The organism is Roseovarius sp. (genome assembly GCF_027019125.1).
In the GTDB taxonomy this organism is placed as follows: Bacteria; Pseudomonadota; Alphaproteobacteria; order Rhodobacterales; family Rhodobacteraceae; genus Roseovarius.
In genome coordinates, this window is record NZ_JALUXE010000032.1 from 103,217 (window position 1) to 120,872 (window position 17,656).

Consider the following 17,656-nt stretch of genomic DNA (forward strand, 5'->3'; position numbering starts at 1 on the left):
GTGTCTCCTAGGGTTTGGGTTTTGGCATGGGGATACGGGAGGAAGGGGGGGCAGGGAAGGGGGGATGTTGAGCCATTCGGTCGCAAGGCAAAGCTGTTTGTGGTCGTAGGAATGCGAGTGGATTTGGGGGAAAGTCGTGCCTGATACGGGGAACTGCAGCTTAGAGGCCGGAGCAGACTTTTGCGGCAAGCGTTCAGTACTGTAGGATACCTGAACGATATCTGGGAGTAAGCATATGCCAGCGATGATTTCATTTCGTTCTGTGGTTGACCCGTCTGACTGCGATTTTCTAGGTCACATGAACGTGTCCCGGTATTTTGCAGCCTGCTCCGATGGTGTTTTCGCAATCCAATCGGAAATGGGACTGACGGCAAATGATATGAGAGAGGGTCGACGGCTCTCTTTTGCCGTCGTCAATGCTCAAAGCGATTTTCGCGCTGAACTGTCTGCAGGTGATGCGATAAGGTTGGAGACTTCTGTCATGGAGATTGGCTCCAAATCCATGACGTTCAGGCATCGGTTAATTAGGTCAGAAGAAGACACCCTCGCTTTCGAGACAGTCTTTAAATGCGTACTGTTGAGCCTCGAGACGCGAAGAGCGGCGGAAATCCCTGATGATGTTCGCGAAACAGCCACACAATGGATGGAACAAGAAGCATGAACTTCTGAGTTATCCGTATTGCGGACCTTGCTGTGTATCGCGGCAAGTGTCCGCTTTCTCCCTCACCTTGGTCCCGAGTGCCGGACCGCCCCAGCCCTAGCACGCCTCTTGTCGGGGGAAACGTCTCGGGCCATGCTTCTGCGCGACCTCAAACCCAAAAGCCAATCAGCCCTTTCTCAACGCGTCTCAGTGGTTGTGCCCATGCCCATGCCCATGGTCGTGATCGTGCCCGTGGTCGTCATCCAGGCTGCCGTGGATGGCGAATTGTTCTAAGCCAGCGTCTTGCGCTTCGATCACGCTGAAGGTTTCGCGCACGCCGGCCTCTGTCAGTTCGCGGATCACGGTGAGCAGGGTGTTGGGATTGTGATCCTCGCAGAGATCGGCCATTTGCGCCACTTCCTCGCGCGCGACGGGGAGGGCCGCGGCGAGGTCCGGCGCGCCGTAGATGTCGACGAAATGCTGGGCGAGGGCCGTGGTGAGGGCGGCGACCTCGGCCTCTTCGACTTGGGTCACGGCGACAAAGGTCACGCGGCCAAAGGTTTCGACACCGAGCCAGCCATTGGCAAACGCCTGCCGGGCCTTGCCCGTGAGATCCGCCTCGGACCAGTTGGAAAACTCGAACCCGCCCGAGATGCACCATTCGCCGGTGCGCGCGGGGCTGTGATAGACGCGCTGATCGCTCTCGTCGAAATGGATGGCGCGGGCGAGTTTCATGGTTGAGTCTCCAACAAAGTGGTGAGCGGAATGAGATGGGTGGTGTCGGGGCCGCGCAAGAGCATGCCAAAGCGCTCGTCCACGCCCTGGAACGTGCCGGTGAGGCCATTTTGCGTGATCTCTTCGCCCATGCGCCAGGCAAGTCCGCGCCATTCGGCATGGAGCGCGCGGGGGCCTGCGTCCTCCCATGTGTTGATCCAGACGAGGCTGTGCCGCGCCCAGGCCTCTAACAATTCCACGGGGTCCACCTCGGCGCAGCCCTCGTCATATAGCGTGGTCTGGTCGGGGTGGTCGCCCGGGCGCTCGGTGATCTGCAGGAGGGGCAGGTCGAGGCCGATCACGAGCCAGTCGGGTTCGGCTTCGGGATCTGTGCCGCCTGCGGCCACGCGCAATCGCCCGCATGAGGCGCCGTTGAGGCGGATGCCGCCCGACCATTCCAGTTGCACCGCCACTTCGGGCGGGGCGAGCGCGCCAAAGGCGTTCTGAAAGCCGACACCACAGGTGGGCAGCATCACCATCGCCTCGGCCAGGGGCACTTCGGGGGCGAGGACAATGGCGGCCATCAGGTGATTGGCGGTGACGTTATGCACGATGAGGCCCGCATCACAGCCCTCGGTGGCCAGATCGCGGGCCACATCAAAGGGATGGGTCGCGCCGGTGACGGCGCGCCCCGACATCAGGGGTGGAAAGCTGGGCGCGGTCATGCCAGCCCGGTGCTGATGAGGCTGCGGGCCACCTCGCGGAAGGCCTGCGCCTGTGGGCTGTCGGGTTTCGAGACCACGATGGGCGCGCCCCCGTCCGAAGCCACGCGAATGTCGAGATGGAGCGGTATTTCCGCCAAGAGCGGAACGCCCAGTTTCTCGGCCTCTGCCCGCACGCCGCCATGGCCAAAGACATGCTCTTCGTGGCCGCAGTTGGAGCAGATATGCGTGCTCATGTTCTCGATCATGCCCAGCACCGGCACATGAAGCTGGTTGAACATGTCGATCCCCTTGCGGGCATCGAGGAGCGCCACATCCTGCGGTGTCGAGACGATGATCGCGCCATCCACCTGCGCCTTTTGCGCCAGCGTCATCTGCACGTCGCCGGTGCCGGGCGGCAGGTCCACCAAGAGCACATCGAGCGCGCCCCATTGCACCTGCATCAGCATCTGTTGCAGCGCGCCCATGAGCATCGGGCCGCGCCAGACCACGGCCTGACCCTCGTTGGTCATGAGGCCGATGGACATCATGGTCACGCCGTGATTGCGCATCGGCAGGATGGTCTTGCCATCGGGGCTGGCGGGACGGCCCGAGACGCCCAGCATGCGCGGCTGGCTGGGACCATAGACATCGGCATCGAGGAGGCCGACGCGCCGCCCCTCCGCGGCAAGGGCACAGGCAAGATTGGCGGAAACCGTGGACTTGCCCACGCCGCCCTTGCCGGACGCGATGGCGATCAGATGGTTGACGCCGGGCACCTTCTCAGGGCCTTTCGGCTCTGCCTTGCGGGAGGGCTTGAGGTCGGGCGGTGCCTTGGACGAATGGCCGGTGAGCACGACCGAGACAGTCTCTGCCCCCGCAAGCCCCTTGACCGCCGCTTCGGCCGCGTCGCGCACCGGGGTATAGATTTGCGCCTTGGCCGGGTCGATTTCCAGCACGAAACGCACGGTGCCGCCCTCGACGGTGAGGGCGCGCATGACACCGGCGGCCACGATGTCCGTGCCGCTCACCGGATCGGTGATGGTCTTGAGCGTCTCGAGGACGCTCTCTCTTGTCAATGCCACGTCAGTCCTGCCCTTTGATGATGCCGGTCACGGTGTGTTCGATGTCCAGCCCCTCGACGGTCAGAACCACCTTGGCGGTGAATTCCTGCCCGGCGGTTGCCCCCTTCTTGCGCAGGCCGTCCTCGATGGCCTGTTGCGAGGTGACGCCCACCTGTTTGAGGAATTTGCGCATCGACATGTTGAAATCGTCGCTCATCGGTTTCTCCCTTTGCTGATCTGAATGCTTGACGCCGATATAGGCGGTTTTCTAGGCTTGGGTATGCGCCTGTTGATGACCCTGTGCAATCGGCTCTCCCGGACCGCGATGCTGTGGCTCGCGGTGGCCTCTTTGCTTGTTCCCAGTGTGACCCGCGCCGACGACAAGCGCTTTCGCCTGAGCGCGCCCGAGGCCTTGGTGCAGAGCGGTCTCTTGCAGTATATCCTGCCCCGGTTCGCGCTCAAGGCCGGGATGCGCGTCGAGGTGGTGGAAGAGGGGACCGAGGCCGAGATCACTTTGGGTCACCACAAGGGCCGCCCGGTGTTCGAGGGGGCGGGCGCGGTCTGGCGCATGGGCGTGAGTGGCACGCATCCGGGGGCGGCACGGTTCGCCGACTGGCTGACATCCGAGATCGGGCAGCGCACGGTGACAAGCTATGAGGTGGGCGGTGAGGCGGCCTTTCGCCTGCCGCAAGTGGAGGCCGAGGCCGAGGCGGTCGCGGTGTTCGAGGGCGATCCCGCCCTTGGCAAGCGGGTGTCCCTGCGCGAATGCGGGCGCTGTCACGTGGTGGACCCCGCGCACCGGATGGGGGCCATCGGCTCGACCCCGTCCTTTGCCGTGCTGCGGACCTTTGCCGATTGGGATACGCGGTTCCAGAGCTTTTTCGCGTTGAAGCCGCACCCTGCCTTTACCCAAGTGACAGGGGTGACTCCGCCCTTTGCCCACCATCTGCCCTCGCCGATTGCGCCCATCGAGGTCACGCTCGAAGAGTTGGAGGCGATCATCGCCTATGTGGCGGGGTTGGCCCCCGCCGATCTGGGCGCACCGATTCAAGTTCAGTGATCCTTGCGCTTGGTCAGGTAATCCTCGGTGCGACGCACGCGCGGCCGCTGACCCAAGGCAAAGGGATTGTCGGTCGAGTTGAACTGCGCGTTGATGCGACAGCCCTCGCACATCTGGATCATGCGCGCGGCATCGGAGGAGGCGAACATCGCGTGCTTGCCCGCGAGTTTCTCGGTGATGCGGTCAATCGTGGCCTTGGAGCCAAAGAGCGTGCCACATTCGATGCAGGCAAAGGGCTCTTCCTCGTTCAGCACCACTTGGGTCAGGGCTGAGTCGTCAAGGTTCATGCGCGGCTCCAGCGTGATCGCCTTTTCCGGGCAGATCGTCGCGCAGATGCCGCATTGCAGGCAGGCATCCTCTTGAAAGCGCAATTGCGGTTTGTCCTCGTTGTCCATCAAAGCGCCCGAGGGGCAGAGCGAGACGCAAGAGAGGCAGAGCGTGCAGGCGTCGGTATTGACCAGGACCGCGCCGTAGGGGGCGGCGGCGGGCAGAGGCAGGGTGCCGCCCGAGGGATTCAGGGATTTGGCGGCAAGGCGCGCCACCTGCCTGCGGCTGCCCATCGGCAGGACCGGGCTGGCGATGGGGGCGGGTGGCGTGGCATCGTAGAGCGCGTCGCAGAGCGCGTCGGGGTCGGCGAGGTCGAGAAGCTGCACAGTGCCTGCGCCTGACATGGCCTGTGCCAGCGGCACCTCTTGGTCGAGCGCGTCGCGTTCGGTGGTGGGGGCGAGCAGGATCGCCACATCGGCAAAGCCCGAGGCGAGCGCCGCAAGGATTTCGGCATGGCCAAAGCCCGCAAGCGCCGAAACCTCCAGCGGGATCACATTGGCGGGCAAGCCGCGCCCGTGGCGGGCGGCAAGGCGGATCATCTCGGCCCCGTGAGTGGCGTCATGCACCAACAGGCGCGGGGCGGTGCCGCCCGCCTTGCGATAGGTCTGTGCCAAAGTCTGAATCCGGCGGAATGTCATGTCGGGCGGCGGTGCGTCATAGCTGATTGCGCCGGAAGGACAGCGTGCGGCGCAGGCCCCGCAGCCCGCGCATACCATCGGATCAATGCTGACGTGATCGCCATCCGGGCTGATCGCGCCGGTGGGACAGATATCGAGACATTTGCTGCATCCGGTCTGTTCCGCGCGGGAATGGGCGCAGATGAGCGGCTCCAGCGCGACATAGAGCGGCTTTTCGAAGGTGCCGATCATCTGGGCGGCCTGAAACACCGCGTCCGAGACCGCATGCAGGCTGCCGGGATCGGCGCGCAGGTAGCCCTCGCGCTTTTCCGGGGCGGGAAAGAGCGGCGTGCCGCCGCGCAGATCGAGCAGGACGTCGCATTGCGTCTGCCCGCCATCGCGCGGGTTCGTCCAGCTAAGTGCGCCGCGCCCGCCGGGATTGACCTGTTGCAGGGCGTCGATGCGCAGCTCGAACTGCCCGAGCGTGCCGCTGGCCTGGGTGATCCGGCCTCGGATCGCGTCGAAATCGCGGTTCTCGGGCGGATCGGTCTCATCCGTCAAAAGGACCGTCACCCCAAGGAGTGGGGCCAGTTTTTCGGCGGCAGGCAGCGCGACATCCGAGGCCCCAAGGATCAGACACAGCCCCTCGGAAACGACATCCACGGTCTTTTGCGGTGGGGTGGGCAGGCTGGCTTCGGCCAGAAGCGCGGCCATTTTGGGTAGTTTCGAGGTCGGATCATCCGACCAACCGGCCCGATCGCGCAGGTCGATAAGGGGGGGGCTGTCCACCTCCAGATCGGCGGCCAGGTCCTCGAATATGCGGGCCTCTTGGGTGCAGCAGATAATTGCCTCGCCGGTGGCAATGGCCTTGGCTGCGGCGTCCACTTCATCGGTGCAAAGCGCACTATGCAGCCGCGAACAGCTCAGGCCGGTGGCCTTGGACAGGCCCTCTGCGTCGAGCGTCTGGGTTGCGGAACAATCGCAGAGAATCAGATGTTTAGGCATATTTACCCCGGTGTTTGACACGTATGGGAAGCGGACCGGATCGGTCACTTTGCGCAGAGATTAGGCATGATTCGAAGCCCCCGTAAACCGCTATTCGAATCGTCTGGCCTGCGAGGATGGGCTGTTTTGGGGCGGATTTAAACCCGATTGATTCTATTTGTTTTCAGTGTCTTGTCATGCGGCGGTGCAGCATTGGAAAGGGCCGAGTGGACATTATGTCCATCGGGGCGGCTTGCGTGTTTCGGGGTGGTTCAAAATGTCCGGTTCGGACTTTATGTGGACGGTTGCACACAAAAAAGGCTTTGCGCGGTCAGGAAACCAAACCAATCTGGCATTACGCAGCAAAGGATGCACCACCGCGTGACCTATCGCCACGAACCAAAGACGCTGGACAAGCAGATGATTGTGCCTTTGGGCATTGTCGTGCGCCGCACGCCGGGCGTGACGCGCTGGGCGGCTTGGGCGTGGCGGGCGGTGGCCGTTCTTCCCGGGGCACCGCAGGCGGATTGGCGTGAATTGCGACGCGAGGGCGAGGCCGTGGATTTTCACGCGGCAACCGTGCTTCTCGATCTGCACCACACCCAGACAGAGGCATATTTGCAGGGTCTTTCGGCGCGCGTGCCATCCGTGTTCGTGATCATGCGCAACCGGCCCAATGCCGATGCAGAGCGCGCGCCCTATGAGGTGGTGCTGGTCACGGCCTCGCCATTCGAGGCGCAGGACTATGCCGACAACGGCGATGACATCGTGGAAAAGGTGCCGATGCCCGAGGGGCTGGTGGCCCTGGTCCGCGATTTTGTCGAGGCTCATCACGAGGAAGAGGTGTTTCACAAGCGTCGCCGCGACAAGCGAGCCGAAGAGCTGACGCAAGACGGGATCGGGGATGCGCGGATCGTTCAGCCGCGCGATGTCTTTGCCACGCCCGACCGGATGCGCAGGGGGAGGCTGAATTGAGCCGAGGTGCAGACTTCTGGTCCCGTCGTAAAGCGCGGGTCGAGGCGGAGGCGCGCGAAGAGGCGCGGCTCGAGCAAGAGCGCGCGCTTGCGGCCCGCGACGCCGAGCTTGAGGAAAAGACTGACGCGGAGTTGTGTGAGGAACTGGGTCTGCCTGATCCCGACGCGTTGCAGATGGGCGATGATTTTCGCGCCTTCATGGACAAGGCCGTGCCCGAGCGTTTGCGGCGGCGGGCACTGCGGCGGCTCTGGGTCAGCAATCCGGTTCTGGCCAATCTCGACGGGCTGGTCGATTACGCCGATGATTACACCGATGCCGCCATGGTCGTGCCGGACATGAAGACCACGTATCAGGTGGGCAAGGGTATGCTCGCGCATGTGCAGGAAATGGCGCGCCAGGCCGAAGCGCTGACCAAGACCCCTGAGGCGGCCGAGGTTGTGGCCGAAGCTGTGGTCGAAGAATCCGACAACGCAGAGGTTGAAGCAGAGGCCACGCAGGAGATGGCCGTTGCCGCTGTCGAGACAGATACGGCACAGGACGATACCCCGCTACCGCCGCGCCGCAGGATGCGGTTCCAATTCGATGATCAGCCCGGAGTATCCGCATGACCCAATCTGAGGCGCTCATGACCCAAGAGGCGGCCTTGCCCGAGATTGCCGCAGAGGACGCGCTGCGCGCGGATCTCTATGATTTTCTCGCGGCCATTCTGGCTCGCCCGCCGGGCGAGGCGCTCTTGGCGCAAACGGCTGCGCTGAGCGGTGATGCCACACGATTGGGCGAGGCTGTTACTGCTCTGGCCCGCGTGGCCGGGGTGAGCAAGCCTGCTGCGGTCGAGCGCGAGTTCAACGCGCTCTTTATCGGCCTGGGACGTGGCGAATTGCTGCCCTATGCGAGCTATTATCTCACCGGCTTTCTCAACGAGAAACCGTTGGCGGGGTTGCGTCGCGACATGGCCGCGCGCGGCATGACCCGCGCGCAGAATGTCTATGAGCCCGAGGACAACATCGCCTCGCTCATGGAAATGATGGCAGGGATGATCCGGGGGCGCTTTGGCAAGCCCGCGTCGCTGGTCGAACAACAGGCGTTCTTCAGCAAGCATATCGGCCCTTGGGCCGGGCACTTTTTCACGGATTTGGAGGCTGCGCACAGCTCGGTTCTCTATGCTTCGGTCGGCGCGGTCGGTCGGGCATTCATGGAGATCGAGGCGCAGGGCTTTCGAATGAGCGGGGCGTAAGCCCGTATCGCAACCGGCGGAGCGATCCGTCACAACGAGGGGAGGGAGACCTTCATGACCCGAAAGAACGAGGCTGGCAGCAGCCGCCGTGATTTCCTCAAACTGGCCGCCACCGGCGCGCCCGCTGTCGCGGTCGCAACCATGGTTACGGCTGGCGACGCGCAGGCCGCAGAGCCTGACCTGACATCGGATCGGATTCAGGACACCGCGCATACCCGCGCCTATTTCGAGAGCGCCCGTTTCTAGGACCGGACGCCCGTCAACACTGGCACGGGGCATGTTGCCCGCAATGTCAGGGACAATCGCAGTACCCAGCCCAAGAGGGCCCAGGGAGGAGAGAGAAACATGTTGAGGAAAAAGACCAACGGGGTTGCACGTCGCCCCCAGCGGACCAGTATCCTGTCCGAGGTCGCCGGAACCTCGGTTGACCGTCGTGCATTCCTGCGCGGCAGCGGTTTGGCCATCGGTGGCCTCGCCGCGATCGGTGCCATGGGCGGCACCGTGACACGCGCCAATGCGCAGAGCGCGGCCAGTGCGGCGGTTCAGACGGTGAAATCCGTCTGCACCCATTGCTCGGTCGGTTGCACGGTCGTGGCTGAGGTTCAAAACGGTGTCTGGACGGGGCAGGAACCCGGCTGGGACAGCCCGTTCAACCTGGGTTCGCATTGCGCCAAAGGGGCCGCCGTTCGCGAGCATGCCCATGGCGAGCGTCGCCTCAAATACCCGATGAAGAAAGAGGGCGGCGAGTGGAAGCGCATCAGCTGGGAGCAGGCGATCAACGAGATCGGCGACGGCATGATGAAGATCCGCGAAGAGAGCGGCCCGGATTCCGTCTATTGGCTGGGCTCGGCCAAGCACAATAACGAACAGGCCTATCTCTTCCGCAAGTTCGCCGCCTATTGGGGCACGAACAACGTCGACCATCAGGCGCGGATCTGTCACTCGACCACGGTCGCGGGTGTGGCAAACACATGGGGCTACGGCGCCATGACCAACAGCTACAACGACATTCACAATTCCAAGGCGATTTTCATCATCGGCGGCAACCCCGCAGAGGCGCATCCCGTATCGCTGCTGCACGTGCTGAAAGCCAAGGAAGAAAACAACGCGCCGCTGATTGTCTGCGACCCGCGCTTTACCCGCACCGCAGCGCATGCCGACGAATACGTGCGCTTCCGTCCGGGTTCTGACGTGGCGCTGGTCTGGGGCATCCTCTGGCACATCTTCGAGAATGGCTGGGAAGACAAGGAGTTCATCCGTACTCGCGTCTGGGGCATGGACCAGATCAAGGACGAGGTGAAGAAGTGGACGCCCGAAGAGACCGAGCGCGTGACCGGCGTACCCGGCGAGCAACTGCGTCGCGTGGCGCGCACGCTGGCCAATAATCGTCCGGGCACCGTGATCTGGTGCATGGGCGGCACGCAGCACACCAACGGCAACAACAACACCCGCGCCTATTGCATCCTGCAACTTGCGCTCGGCAACATGGGCACCGCCGGTGGCGGCACCAACATCTTCCGTGGCCATGACAACGTGCAGGGGGCGACCGACCTTGGCGTTCTGGCCGATACGCTGCCCGGCTATTACGGTCTGGCGGAAGGCTCCTGGGCCCATTGGGCGCGCGTCTGGGGCGAGGATCTGGACTGGCTCAAGGGCCGGTTCTCGGATGCCACCTATGGCGAGACCAAGATGATGAACCTCAGCGGCATCACCGTGTCGCGCTGGATCGACGGGGTGCTCGAGGACAAGGAGAACATGGATCAGCCCAACAATGTGCGGGCCATGGTTCTCTGGGGGCATGCGCCCAACAGCCAGACGCGCGGCAAGGAAATGAAAACCGCGATGGAAAAGCTGGACATGCTGGTCGTGGTCGATCCGTTCCCGACGGTTTCCGCCGTCATGCAGGATCGCACCGATGGCGTGTACCTGCTGCCTGCCACGACGCAATTCGAGACGCGCGGCTCTGTCACCGCCTCGAACCGGTCGTTGCAGTGGCGCGACAAGGTCATGGACCCGCTCTTTGAATCCAAAGTCGACCATGAAATCATCGCGCTCTTCGCGCAGAAGTTCGGCTTCCATGACCGGATCTTCCGCAACATCGCGATTGAAGAAAACGGTGAGCCCAACGTCGAGGACATCACCCGCGAGTTCAACCGTGGCATGTGGACGATCGGCTATACGGGTCAATCCCCGGAACGGCTCAAGCTGCACATGGCGAACCAGCACACCTTCGACAAGACCACGCTGCGCGCCAAGGGCGGTCCGGCCGATGGCGATTACTACGGTCTGCCCTGGCCCTGCTGGGGAACGGCCGAGATGAACCATCCGGGAACGGCCAATCTCTATGATATGTCCTTGCCGGTGTCCAAGGGCGGCTTGACCTTCCGTGCGCGTTTCGGCGTGGAGCGGGATGGCGACAATCTCTTGGCCGAGGGGGTCTATTCGGCGGGATCGGAGATTCAGGATGGCTATCCGGAATTCACGATGCAGATGCTGATGGATCTGGGCTGGGATGGCGATCTGACCGCAGAAGAGCGCGCTGCTATCGACGCGGTGGGCGGTCCTTCGGCCAACTGGAAGATCGACCTTTCGGGCGGGATCCAGCGGGTGGCGATCAAGCACGAATGCGCGCCCTTCGGCAATGCCAAGGCGCGGGCTGTCGTGTGGACCTTCCCTGATCCGGTTCCGTTGCACCGCGAGCCGCTCTATACGAACCGTCGTGATCTGGTGGCGGATTATCCCACCTACGAGGACCGCAAGGCCTGGCGTTTGCCGACCATGTATGCCTCGATCCAGAAGAACGACTTTTCGAAGGACTATCCGATCATCCTCACTTCTGGCCGTCTGGTCGAATACGAGGGCGGCGGCGACGAGACCCGGTCGAACCCGTGGCTGGCCGAGTTGCAGCAGGATATGTTCGTCGAGATCAACCCGCGTGACGCCAACAACATCGGCGTGCGGGATGGTTCGCAGGTCTGGGTCGAAGGCCCAGAGGGTGGCAAGGTCAAGGTCATGGCGATGGTGACAGAGCGGGTGGCAGAGGGCGTGGCCTTCATGCCGTTCCACTTCGGCGGCCATTTCGAGGGACGCGATCTGCGCGAGAACTATCCCGCCGGGGCGGATCCCTATGTCTTGGGCGAGAGCACGAACACCGCCCAGACCTATGGCTACGACTCGGTCACGCAGATGCAGGAGACCAAGGCGACTCTCTGCAAGATCATGCCAGCGTAAGGAGGAAAGAGAATGGCAAGAGCAAAGTTTCTCTGCGACGCCGAGCGCTGCATCGAATGCAACGCCTGTGTCACGGCCTGTAAGAACGAGCACGAGGTGCCGTGGGGGATCAACCGCCGCAAGGTGGTGACGATCAACGACGGCAGCCCCGGTGAACGCTCGATCTCGGTGGCCTGCATGCACTGTTCGGATGCGCCCTGCATGGCCGTCTGCCCGGTGGATTGCTTCTACCAGAACGAGGAGGGCATCGTGTTGCACTCCAAGGATCTGTGTATCGGTTGTGGCTATTGCTTCTATGCGTGCCCGTTCGGTGCGCCGCAATTCCCGCAGGCGGGCAATTTTGGCAGCCGTGGCAAGATGGACAAGTGCACCTTCTGCGCCGGTGGCCCGGAAGAGAACCACTCGGAGGCCGAGTTCCAGAAGTATGGGCGCAACCGGATTGCAGAGGGCAAGCTGCCCATCTGCGCCGAGATGTGCTCGACCAAGGCGCTGTTGGCGGGGGACGGCGACGTGGTGTCGGCCATCTACCGCGAGCGCGTCGTGGCCCGTGGTTTCGGCTCGGGCGCTTGGGGCTGGGGATCGGCCTACGGCCAGCAGAGCGGCGGCTAAGAGGTGGGTGGGTTGGCACCCACCCTACGGGTTCTCTCGTGGGGTGGGTGAAACCCAGCATCTCAAATCACCGAAATGACAAGGTGGACGGCAGATGTGCCGTCCACCCGAACGCATAGAAATTTCCAGACAGGATGACCTCCCATGCCACGCATGATCATGATGCTCTTGCTCTCCTTGTTCCTTGCTACGCCCTTGGCGGCGCAGGACACGTCGGGGGTTGCCGTGAGCGACCGCTCTGCCACGGGCGGCGCGCAGACATTGGAGGATATCCTGGCCCGGCAACGCGGCGAGGTCGTCGCCCCAAAGAGCGGTGATGCCGCCTCGGATGATGACGGTGCCGCTGCGATGGCGGGACAGTTGGGGACATTGGGCGGCGCGTCGGATGCCGAGGTTTGGCGCGCGCTGCGCTATGGGCTGGACGATGTCAAAGTCTCTGCCGGTGGCCCGGAAGCGCGTGTTCTCATTCAGGATGGCGGCATGACCTGGCTTGAGTTCCGCAAGGGGCCGCTGGCCACCTATGGGGCATGGCTGTTGGGGGGCACACTTGCGCTCTTGACGCTGTTCTACCTGATCCGGGGCAAGATCCGGATCGACGGGGCCAAGACAGGCCGCACGGTCACACGGTTTCAGGCCATCGAACGGTTTGGCCATTGGCTGATGGCGGGCTCTTTTGTCGTGCTGGCAATCACCGGGCTGCTGGTTCTTTTTGGCCGGATGGTGGTGATCCCGCTCTTGGGGCACGAGGCCTTCTCGACCATCGCTGTCGCCTCGAAATGGGTGCATAACAACATCTCCTGGGCCTTCATGCTGGGCCTCGTGATGGTGTTCTTCATGTGGGTTCTGCATAATATTCCCAATCGGACAGACCTGAAATGGCTGGCTGTGGGCGGCGGCATTTTCACCAAGGGCGTGCATCCGCCGGCCAAGAAATTCAACGCCGGGCAAAAGATGATCTTCTGGTCCGTGATTGTCTTTGGCGCGTCCATCTCGGCCTCGGGCCTGTCGCTGCTCTTTCCGTTCGAATTGCCGATGTTTGCCAAGACCTTTGCCATTCTCAACCAGACGGGATTGCCGCAGGCGGTGGGCTTTGGCGAGTTGCCGGTCATCCTGGCCCCGCATGAGGAAATGCAGTTGGCGACGCTCTGGCATTCGATCATGGCCTTTGTGCTGACCGCGATCATTCTGGCGCATATCTACATCGGCTCGGTCGGTATGGAGGGCGCGTTCGATGCCATGGGGTCGGGCGAGGTCGAAGAGCAATGGGCACGCGAGCATCATGGCCTGTGGCTCAAGGAGTTGCAGGAAAAGGGTCAGGCGCCTGATCCCGGCAAGGCCGCGCATCCCGCGGAGTAACCATGGGGGCGCGCGCCTTTGGTCTCTGGCTCTGGGCGCTGGTGGGAGCAAGCCCGCTGGCGGCCCAAGAGTTTACCACACTCAAGGGGCATGGCGGGCCTGTCATGGGTTTATGCGTGCTGCCGAACAGTGGCGAGGTTGTTTCGGCCAGTTTCGACAATTCCGTGGGGGTATGGCAGGGCCGCACACCGCTTTGGCTCGAAGGGCACGCGGCGGCGGTGATCGCGGTTGCGGCGCTGGACGAGGGGCGGCTGGTGTCAGGGGGCGATGATTTCGCGCTGATCGTCTGGGACCGCGCCACCGGACAGGGCACGCGGCGCGAGGGACACAAGGGCAAGGTTGCGGCGCTCGATGTGTCGCCGGACGGAGACTGGATCGCGTCAGCCAGTTGGGATGGATCGATCGGCATCTGGCCTGTGGCGGGAGGGGTCGCGCGGTTCTTGACGGGCCATGACGCGGCGGTGAGCGACGTTGCGTTCAATCAAGATGGCTCGCTTTTGTATTCTTCCTCTGCCGATGGGTCTTTGCGGGAATGGCGCTGGCAGGAGGTGGATGCCCCGCCGCGCGAATTGCTCAATCAGGGGTTTGGCATCAACCGGATCGTGCTGGGGCCCGGGGATGCGTGGCTGGCCTATGGTGCGGTCGATGGGGCGACGCGGGTGATTGACCCGGCAAGCGGGCGGCAGATTGCCGATTTCACGCTCGAGCGCCGCCCTGTGCTGTCGCTGGTTCATCACGCGGAGACCGCGCAGTTGGCCGCCGGGGATGGGCAGGGCTATATCATGGTGATCGACACGCAAGAGTGGCGGATCACCCGCGATTTCCAGGCCATGGCGCGCGGCCCGGTCTGGGCGTTGGATTTTTCGCCCGACGGGCGTATGATCTATGCTGGCGGGCTGAGCGAGGTGGTCTATGGCTGGCCGGTCGAGATGCTGGGCGACTATGACCCGGCGGGTGAGACAGAGCACAGTTTCCTGCGCCCACCCGAAGAGATGGAGAATGGCGAGCGGCAATTCATGCGCAAATGCTCGATCTGCCATGCGCTGACCCCGCCGCCCTCGCGCAAGGCCGGGCCCACGCTCTATGGGCTGTTTGGGCGTCAGGCGGGAACGGTGCCCGGCTATCCCTATTCCGACATTCTCGACGGATCGGGGATCGTCTGGAACGATGACACGATTGACGCGCTGTTCGACCTTGGACCGGATCACTATATCCCCGGCTCCAAGATGCCAATGCAACGGATCACAGCGGCTGAGGACCGGCAGGATATGATCAACTATCTTCGCCGGGCCACCGCAACAGAAGGGAACTGAGAAAATGAAAGCCATGTTTGCAGCCTTTGTCGCCTGTGCGGTGATTGCCGCCGCCGCCCCGACCGTGCTGCACGAATTGGGGTATACGTCAGAGGCCAAGCGTGCTGGCGATGCTGTTCGGCTGGGTGACGCGGCCGAATGACGCCGCAACCCGCGCCTGAAGAGACAGCAGAGGACTATGGCCAGAACCTCGCACTTGCGTCGGTGCTCATCATCGACGACGAACCGGGGATGCGCAATTTTCTGGTCAAGACGCTGGGGCCGCGGTGCCGTCATGTTGAGCAGGCGCGCACCTGTGAAGAAGGGGCGATGATCCTCGATCAGGTGCATTTCGATCTGGTCATTCTTGACAATATCATGCCGGGCAAGACGGGTCTCGATTGGCTGGAGGAGCAGCGGCGCGTCGGCCTCTTTGCCGATACGATCCTGATCACCGCCTATGCCGATCTGGATACTGCAATCAAGGCGCTGCGGGCGGGGGTCACGGATTTCGTGCTCAAGCCGTTTCGCGCCAATCAGATTCTCAATTCTGTGGCGCGGGCGCTCGATCGCAAGTTTCTGGCGCGCGAGAATTACCTGTTGCGGCATGAATTGTCGGCGGGAGGGCAGGCGGCGCGCGGGCGGTTGTTGGGACATTCCCCGGCAATCCAGAGCGTGCGCGCGATGCTGGGCAAACTGGCCCTTGCGCCCACGTCGGTTCTGTTCACCGGGGCAAGCGGGACCGGCAAAGAGATTGCCGCGCGCACGCTGCATGGCCTGTCGAACCGGGTTGAGAAACCCTTTGTCGCGGTCAATTGCGCCGCGATTTCAGCGGATAGGATCGCCGAGGAATTGTTTGGCGTGGTCGAGGATGGGCGCGCACGAAAGGATGGGCTGTTGCTGCATGCCGATGGCGGCACGCTCTTGCTCGACGAGGTGGCGCAACTGCCCGAGCATGTGCAGGCGGCGCTGCTGCGCGTGTTGGAGGACAAGCGCATTCGACCTATCGGATCCGAACGGGAAATCCCACTGAACCTGCGGTTTCTCTTTGCCACCAATGCCGATTTGAAGGCGGCGGTGCGCGAGGGGCGGTTCCGCGCTGACCTCTACCACCGGATCAATATCGTCAACGTGGAAATGCCCAATCTCAAGGAGCGTCAGGAGGATATTGTCGAACTGGCGGCGCTCTTCATGAGCGAATTCGCCGGGGCGTTGGGGATGCCCGCGCTGGATCTCGATGCGGATGTCCTGCTCAAGCTGAGCCGCTACGACTGGCCCGGCAATGTGCGGGAGTTGCGCAATCTGATTGAACGATCGGTGATCCTTGGGGCCTTTCCAGAAGAATTCGCAGGCTCTGGCCGGGGCGGAGGCGAGGCAGCACTGGAGACGCTCGAATATGTGGAGCAGCGCCATATCATGGCGGTGCTTGATGCCTGTGGCGGCAACCGGGCCGAAGCGGCGCGGCGTCTGGGCGTGGCGCGCAAGACGATTGACCGCAAGTGCGCGGCTTGGGGTGTCTGAGATCAGCTATTTCGGCGCACGCGCAGCCATGACATCGCGGCCGAGGGTCAACGTGTAAGCCTCCAGCTCGGTCAGGGCGGTTTGCGCGGCTTCCGCATCCGAACTGGAAAGCGCATCGGCGATACGGGTGTGAAAACCCACGATGGCCTCGCGCGAGCGGGCGGTGAAAGTGATCATGTTCATCAAGGGCTGCATGGCCTCGACCGCGCCCGCGAGTTGATAGCTGAGCACCGGGTTGCCGGCGCTATCCACCAAGGCCCGGTGAAAGGCCACGTCGGAGGCGCAAAAGCTTTCGTCCGTCAGACCCGGGTGCCCCTGGCGATGGATCTCCGCGCGCATCGTGGCCAGCGTGTCGGGTGTGCGGCGCAGGGTGGCAAGCGGCGTGCAGGCGCGTTCCAGCGCGTAGCGCGCCTCGCAGGCGACATCAAAGCTGATGGCGTTCATGCTGAGGAGGAGTGTGGCGGTGGTGATCTGCTGGCCATAGGCCTCGGGATAGCTGAGGCGGTTGACGAAGGCCCCGCCAAAGGCCCCGCGCTGGGTGCGGATGAGCGATTGCGCGGCAAGGCGTTTCAGCGCCTCTCGCACCGTTGGGCGCGATACCGCGAAGTGATCCGCCAGTTCCGCCTCAGACGGCAGGCGTTCATCGACAATGAGTTGGCCTGAGACAATCGCGTCGCGGATTGCCTCGGCTATCTGGGCCGAAAGATCGGCCTTGTTATCCGGATCAATTTTCATTTGTCTTACATTTAAATGTCTGACAATTTAAACGCAAGAGGTGAGTCGCGGGGATGAGGCGATGATTGCGGCACAGGTCAGGCGAATGGGTGGGGGGCACTGGTTGGTGCTGTTCTGCCTTATTCTCGGGGCTTGGGGCCTGCTTTACGCCATGGCGCTGCCGCAGGACTTGCGCGATGGTGCGGTGATTTTTGGGGCCGATTTCCTGCAAAGCCTGTGCATCGTGACCCCTGATGCGGCCGGATTTGGCCGGATCATCCTGATGTGGGCGCTGATGTCGGCGGCGATGATGGCGCCCACGGCGCTTCCGGCCTTTGCCACTTATGAGGAGTTGAGCCACACTGGCGAGACGCGTTTCGGGTCATTGGTGGCGGGGTATCTGACGGTCTGGCTCGGATTTTCGATCCTTGCGGCGGGGGCGCAAATGGCGCTCTTTCAGGCGGGGATGCTGACGGCATTTGGCGATAGCCGCTCTGGCGTTTTGTCGGCGGTGTTGCTGGCCGTGGCGGGGGCGTATCAGTTCAGCCCGGTCAAGGAGGCATGCCTGTCGAAATGCCGCCGCCCGCTGTCGTTCTTCATGCAGCATTGGGATGAAG

At 63.0% G+C, this 17,656-nt stretch carries 19 protein-coding genes; 13 read left to right on the forward strand and 6 right to left on the reverse strand.

Features of this window, described 5'->3' with window-relative positions; all coding sequences use genetic code 11:
- Positions 1 to 235 precede the first annotated feature (235 nt).
- Positions 236 to 661 carry a thioesterase family protein gene (locus MVC20_RS15635; RefSeq protein WP_297543040.1) on the forward strand — a complete coding sequence of 142 codons (426 nt, stop codon included), beginning with the start codon at positions 236 to 238 and terminating at the stop codon, positions 659 to 661.
- A 186-nt stretch (positions 662 to 847) separates the two neighbouring features.
- On the opposite strand, the gene MVC20_RS15640 is transcribed toward MVC20_RS15635, so the two are convergent.
- From MVC20_RS15640 to MVC20_RS15655, 4 genes are read right to left on the reverse strand one after another with little or no spacing between them, the layout of a single operon-like run.
- Positions 848 to 1,375 (reverse strand): DUF6505 family protein, encoded by a 528-nt coding sequence (locus MVC20_RS15640; RefSeq protein WP_297543042.1) that lies wholly within the window; start codon positions 1,373 to 1,375, stop codon positions 848 to 850.
- Positions 1,372 to 2,079 (reverse strand): biotin/lipoate--protein ligase family protein, encoded by a 708-nt coding sequence (locus tag MVC20_RS15645; RefSeq protein ID WP_297543044.1) that lies wholly within the window; start codon positions 2,077 to 2,079, stop codon positions 1,372 to 1,374. Before MVC20_RS15645 ends, MVC20_RS15640 begins: the two co-directional genes overlap by 4 nt.
- Entirely contained in the window at positions 2,076 to 3,140 is a 1,065-nt protein-coding gene (apbC, locus tag MVC20_RS15650; protein ID WP_297543046.1) for an iron-sulfur cluster carrier protein ApbC, read from the reverse strand. Before apbC ends, MVC20_RS15645 begins: the two co-directional genes overlap by 4 nt.
- Position 3,141: 1 nt before the next feature.
- Positions 3,142 to 3,336 (reverse strand): DUF6494 family protein, encoded by a 195-nt coding sequence (locus MVC20_RS15655; protein ID WP_296636576.1) that lies wholly within the window; start codon positions 3,334 to 3,336, stop codon positions 3,142 to 3,144.
- Between the two features lie 63 nt (positions 3,337 to 3,399).
- Here MVC20_RS15655 and MVC20_RS15660 point away from each other — a divergent pair, with 63 nt between their 5' ends.
- Positions 3,400 to 4,179, forward strand: coding sequence for a hypothetical protein (locus MVC20_RS15660; RefSeq protein WP_297543048.1), 780 nt, complete (start codon positions 3,400 to 3,402; stop codon positions 4,177 to 4,179).
- Here the strand turns inward: MVC20_RS15660 and MVC20_RS15665 are convergent.
- Positions 4,173 to 6,128 (reverse strand): 4Fe-4S binding protein, encoded by a 1,956-nt coding sequence (locus MVC20_RS15665; RefSeq protein WP_297543050.1) that lies wholly within the window; start codon positions 6,126 to 6,128, stop codon positions 4,173 to 4,175. The two genes, MVC20_RS15660 and MVC20_RS15665, sit on opposite strands and share 7 nt — an antisense overlap.
- Before the next feature lie 348 nt (positions 6,129 to 6,476).
- On the opposite strand from MVC20_RS15665, the gene MVC20_RS15670 reads away from it, so the two are divergent.
- The 10 genes from MVC20_RS15670 (at position 6,477) to MVC20_RS15715 (ending at position 16,325) form a co-directional block, all read left to right on the forward strand.
- Positions 6,477 to 7,082, forward strand: a complete 606-nt coding sequence (locus tag MVC20_RS15670; protein ID WP_297543052.1) for a DUF3305 domain-containing protein — start codon at positions 6,477 to 6,479, stop codon at positions 7,080 to 7,082.
- The gene (locus MVC20_RS15675) at positions 7,079 to 7,690 is read left to right on the forward strand and encodes a DUF3306 domain-containing protein (RefSeq protein WP_297543054.1); all 612 of its coding nucleotides are present in this window, start codon (positions 7,079 to 7,081) and stop codon (positions 7,688 to 7,690) included. Before MVC20_RS15670 ends, MVC20_RS15675 begins: the two co-directional genes overlap by 4 nt.
- Positions 7,687 to 8,316 (forward strand): molecular chaperone TorD family protein, encoded by a 630-nt coding sequence (locus MVC20_RS15680; RefSeq protein WP_297543056.1) that lies wholly within the window; start codon positions 7,687 to 7,689, stop codon positions 8,314 to 8,316. The genes MVC20_RS15675 and MVC20_RS15680 overlap by 4 nt, the downstream gene beginning before the upstream one ends.
- A gap of 54 nt (positions 8,317 to 8,370) precedes the next feature.
- Positions 8,371 to 8,562: a ubiquinol-cytochrome c reductase iron-sulfur subunit N-terminal domain-containing protein gene (locus MVC20_RS15685; protein ID WP_297543058.1), complete on the forward strand. Its 192-nt coding sequence runs from the start codon at positions 8,371 to 8,373 to the stop codon at positions 8,560 to 8,562.
- Positions 8,563 to 8,661: 99 nt separating this feature from the next.
- A complete protein-coding gene (locus tag MVC20_RS15690) occupies positions 8,662 to 11,547 on the forward strand; it encodes a formate dehydrogenase subunit alpha (protein WP_297543060.1) in 2,886 nt (961 codons plus the stop codon).
- A gap of 12 nt (positions 11,548 to 11,559) precedes the next feature.
- A complete protein-coding gene (fdh3B, locus tag MVC20_RS15695; protein WP_008279844.1) occupies positions 11,560 to 12,156 on the forward strand; it encodes a formate dehydrogenase FDH3 subunit beta in 597 nt (198 codons plus the stop codon).
- 144 nt (positions 12,157 to 12,300) lie between these two features.
- Entirely contained in the window at positions 12,301 to 13,512 is a 1,212-nt protein-coding gene (locus MVC20_RS15700; RefSeq protein ID WP_297543064.1) for a formate dehydrogenase subunit gamma, read from the forward strand.
- Between the two features lie 2 nt (positions 13,513 to 13,514).
- Positions 13,515 to 14,825 (forward strand): c-type cytochrome, encoded by a 1,311-nt coding sequence (locus MVC20_RS15705; RefSeq protein WP_297543066.1) that lies wholly within the window; start codon positions 13,515 to 13,517, stop codon positions 14,823 to 14,825.
- Positions 14,826 to 14,838: 13 nt separating this feature from the next.
- Complete coding sequence (locus MVC20_RS15710) at positions 14,839 to 14,967, forward strand: hypothetical protein (RefSeq protein WP_297543067.1); 129 nt, start codon at positions 14,839 to 14,841, stop codon at positions 14,965 to 14,967.
- Positions 14,964 to 16,325, forward strand: a complete 1,362-nt coding sequence (locus tag MVC20_RS15715; protein WP_297543068.1) for a sigma-54 dependent transcriptional regulator — start codon at positions 14,964 to 14,966, stop codon at positions 16,323 to 16,325. Before MVC20_RS15710 ends, MVC20_RS15715 begins: the two co-directional genes overlap by 4 nt.
- Positions 16,326 to 16,331: 6 nt before the next feature.
- Here MVC20_RS15715 and MVC20_RS15720 read toward each other — a convergent pair whose 3' ends face one another.
- Entirely contained in the window at positions 16,332 to 17,060 is a 729-nt protein-coding gene (locus MVC20_RS15720; protein ID WP_297543069.1) for a FadR/GntR family transcriptional regulator, read from the reverse strand.
- A gap of 85 nt (positions 17,061 to 17,145) precedes the next feature.
- Between MVC20_RS15720 and MVC20_RS15725 the strand changes: the two genes are divergently transcribed.
- The coding region (locus MVC20_RS15725) for a DUF2182 domain-containing protein (protein ID WP_297543079.1) at positions 17,146 to 17,656 on the forward strand (511 nt) is incomplete at its 3' end.

What these genes read in the sequence shown, in the direction of transcription:
- MVC20_RS15715 (WP_297543068.1), top strand. Translation starts at nt 14,964, where the DNA reads ATGACGCCGCAACCCGCGCCTGAAGAGACAGCAGAGGACTATGGCCAG.
- MVC20_RS15710 (WP_297543067.1), top strand. Translation starts at nt 14,839, where the DNA reads ATGTTTGCAGCCTTTGTCGCCTGTGCGGTGATTGCCGCCGCCGCCCCG.
- MVC20_RS15685 (WP_297543058.1), top strand. Translation starts at nt 8,371, where the DNA reads ATGACCCGAAAGAACGAGGCTGGCAGCAGCCGCCGTGATTTCCTCAAA.
- MVC20_RS15655 (WP_296636576.1), bottom strand. Translation starts at nt 3,336, where the DNA reads ATGAGCGACGATTTCAACATGTCGATGCGCAAATTCCTCAAACAGGTG.
- MVC20_RS15645 (WP_297543044.1), bottom strand. Translation starts at nt 2,079, where the DNA reads ATGACCGCGCCCAGCTTTCCACCCCTGATGTCGGGGCGCGCCGTCACC.
- MVC20_RS15705 (WP_297543066.1), top strand. Translation starts at nt 13,515, where the DNA reads ATGGGGGCGCGCGCCTTTGGTCTCTGGCTCTGGGCGCTGGTGGGAGCA.
- MVC20_RS15690 (WP_297543060.1), top strand. Translation starts at nt 8,662, where the DNA reads ATGTTGAGGAAAAAGACCAACGGGGTTGCACGTCGCCCCCAGCGGACC.
- MVC20_RS15635 (WP_297543040.1), top strand. Translation starts at nt 236, where the DNA reads ATGCCAGCGATGATTTCATTTCGTTCTGTGGTTGACCCGTCTGACTGC.
- MVC20_RS15720 (WP_297543069.1), bottom strand. Translation starts at nt 17,060, where the DNA reads ATGAAAATTGATCCGGATAACAAGGCCGATCTTTCGGCCCAGATAGCC.
- MVC20_RS15680 (WP_297543056.1), top strand. Translation starts at nt 7,687, where the DNA reads ATGACCCAATCTGAGGCGCTCATGACCCAAGAGGCGGCCTTGCCCGAG.
- MVC20_RS15665 (WP_297543050.1), bottom strand. Translation starts at nt 6,128, where the DNA reads ATGCCTAAACATCTGATTCTCTGCGATTGTTCCGCAACCCAGACGCTC.
- MVC20_RS15670 (WP_297543052.1), top strand. Translation starts at nt 6,477, where the DNA reads ATGCACCACCGCGTGACCTATCGCCACGAACCAAAGACGCTGGACAAG.
- MVC20_RS15660 (WP_297543048.1), top strand. Translation starts at nt 3,400, where the DNA reads ATGCGCCTGTTGATGACCCTGTGCAATCGGCTCTCCCGGACCGCGATG.
- fdh3B (WP_008279844.1), top strand. Translation starts at nt 11,560, where the DNA reads ATGGCAAGAGCAAAGTTTCTCTGCGACGCCGAGCGCTGCATCGAATGC.
- MVC20_RS15640 (WP_297543042.1), bottom strand. Translation starts at nt 1,375, where the DNA reads ATGAAACTCGCCCGCGCCATCCATTTCGACGAGAGCGATCAGCGCGTC.
- MVC20_RS15700 (WP_297543064.1), top strand. Translation starts at nt 12,301, where the DNA reads ATGCCACGCATGATCATGATGCTCTTGCTCTCCTTGTTCCTTGCTACG.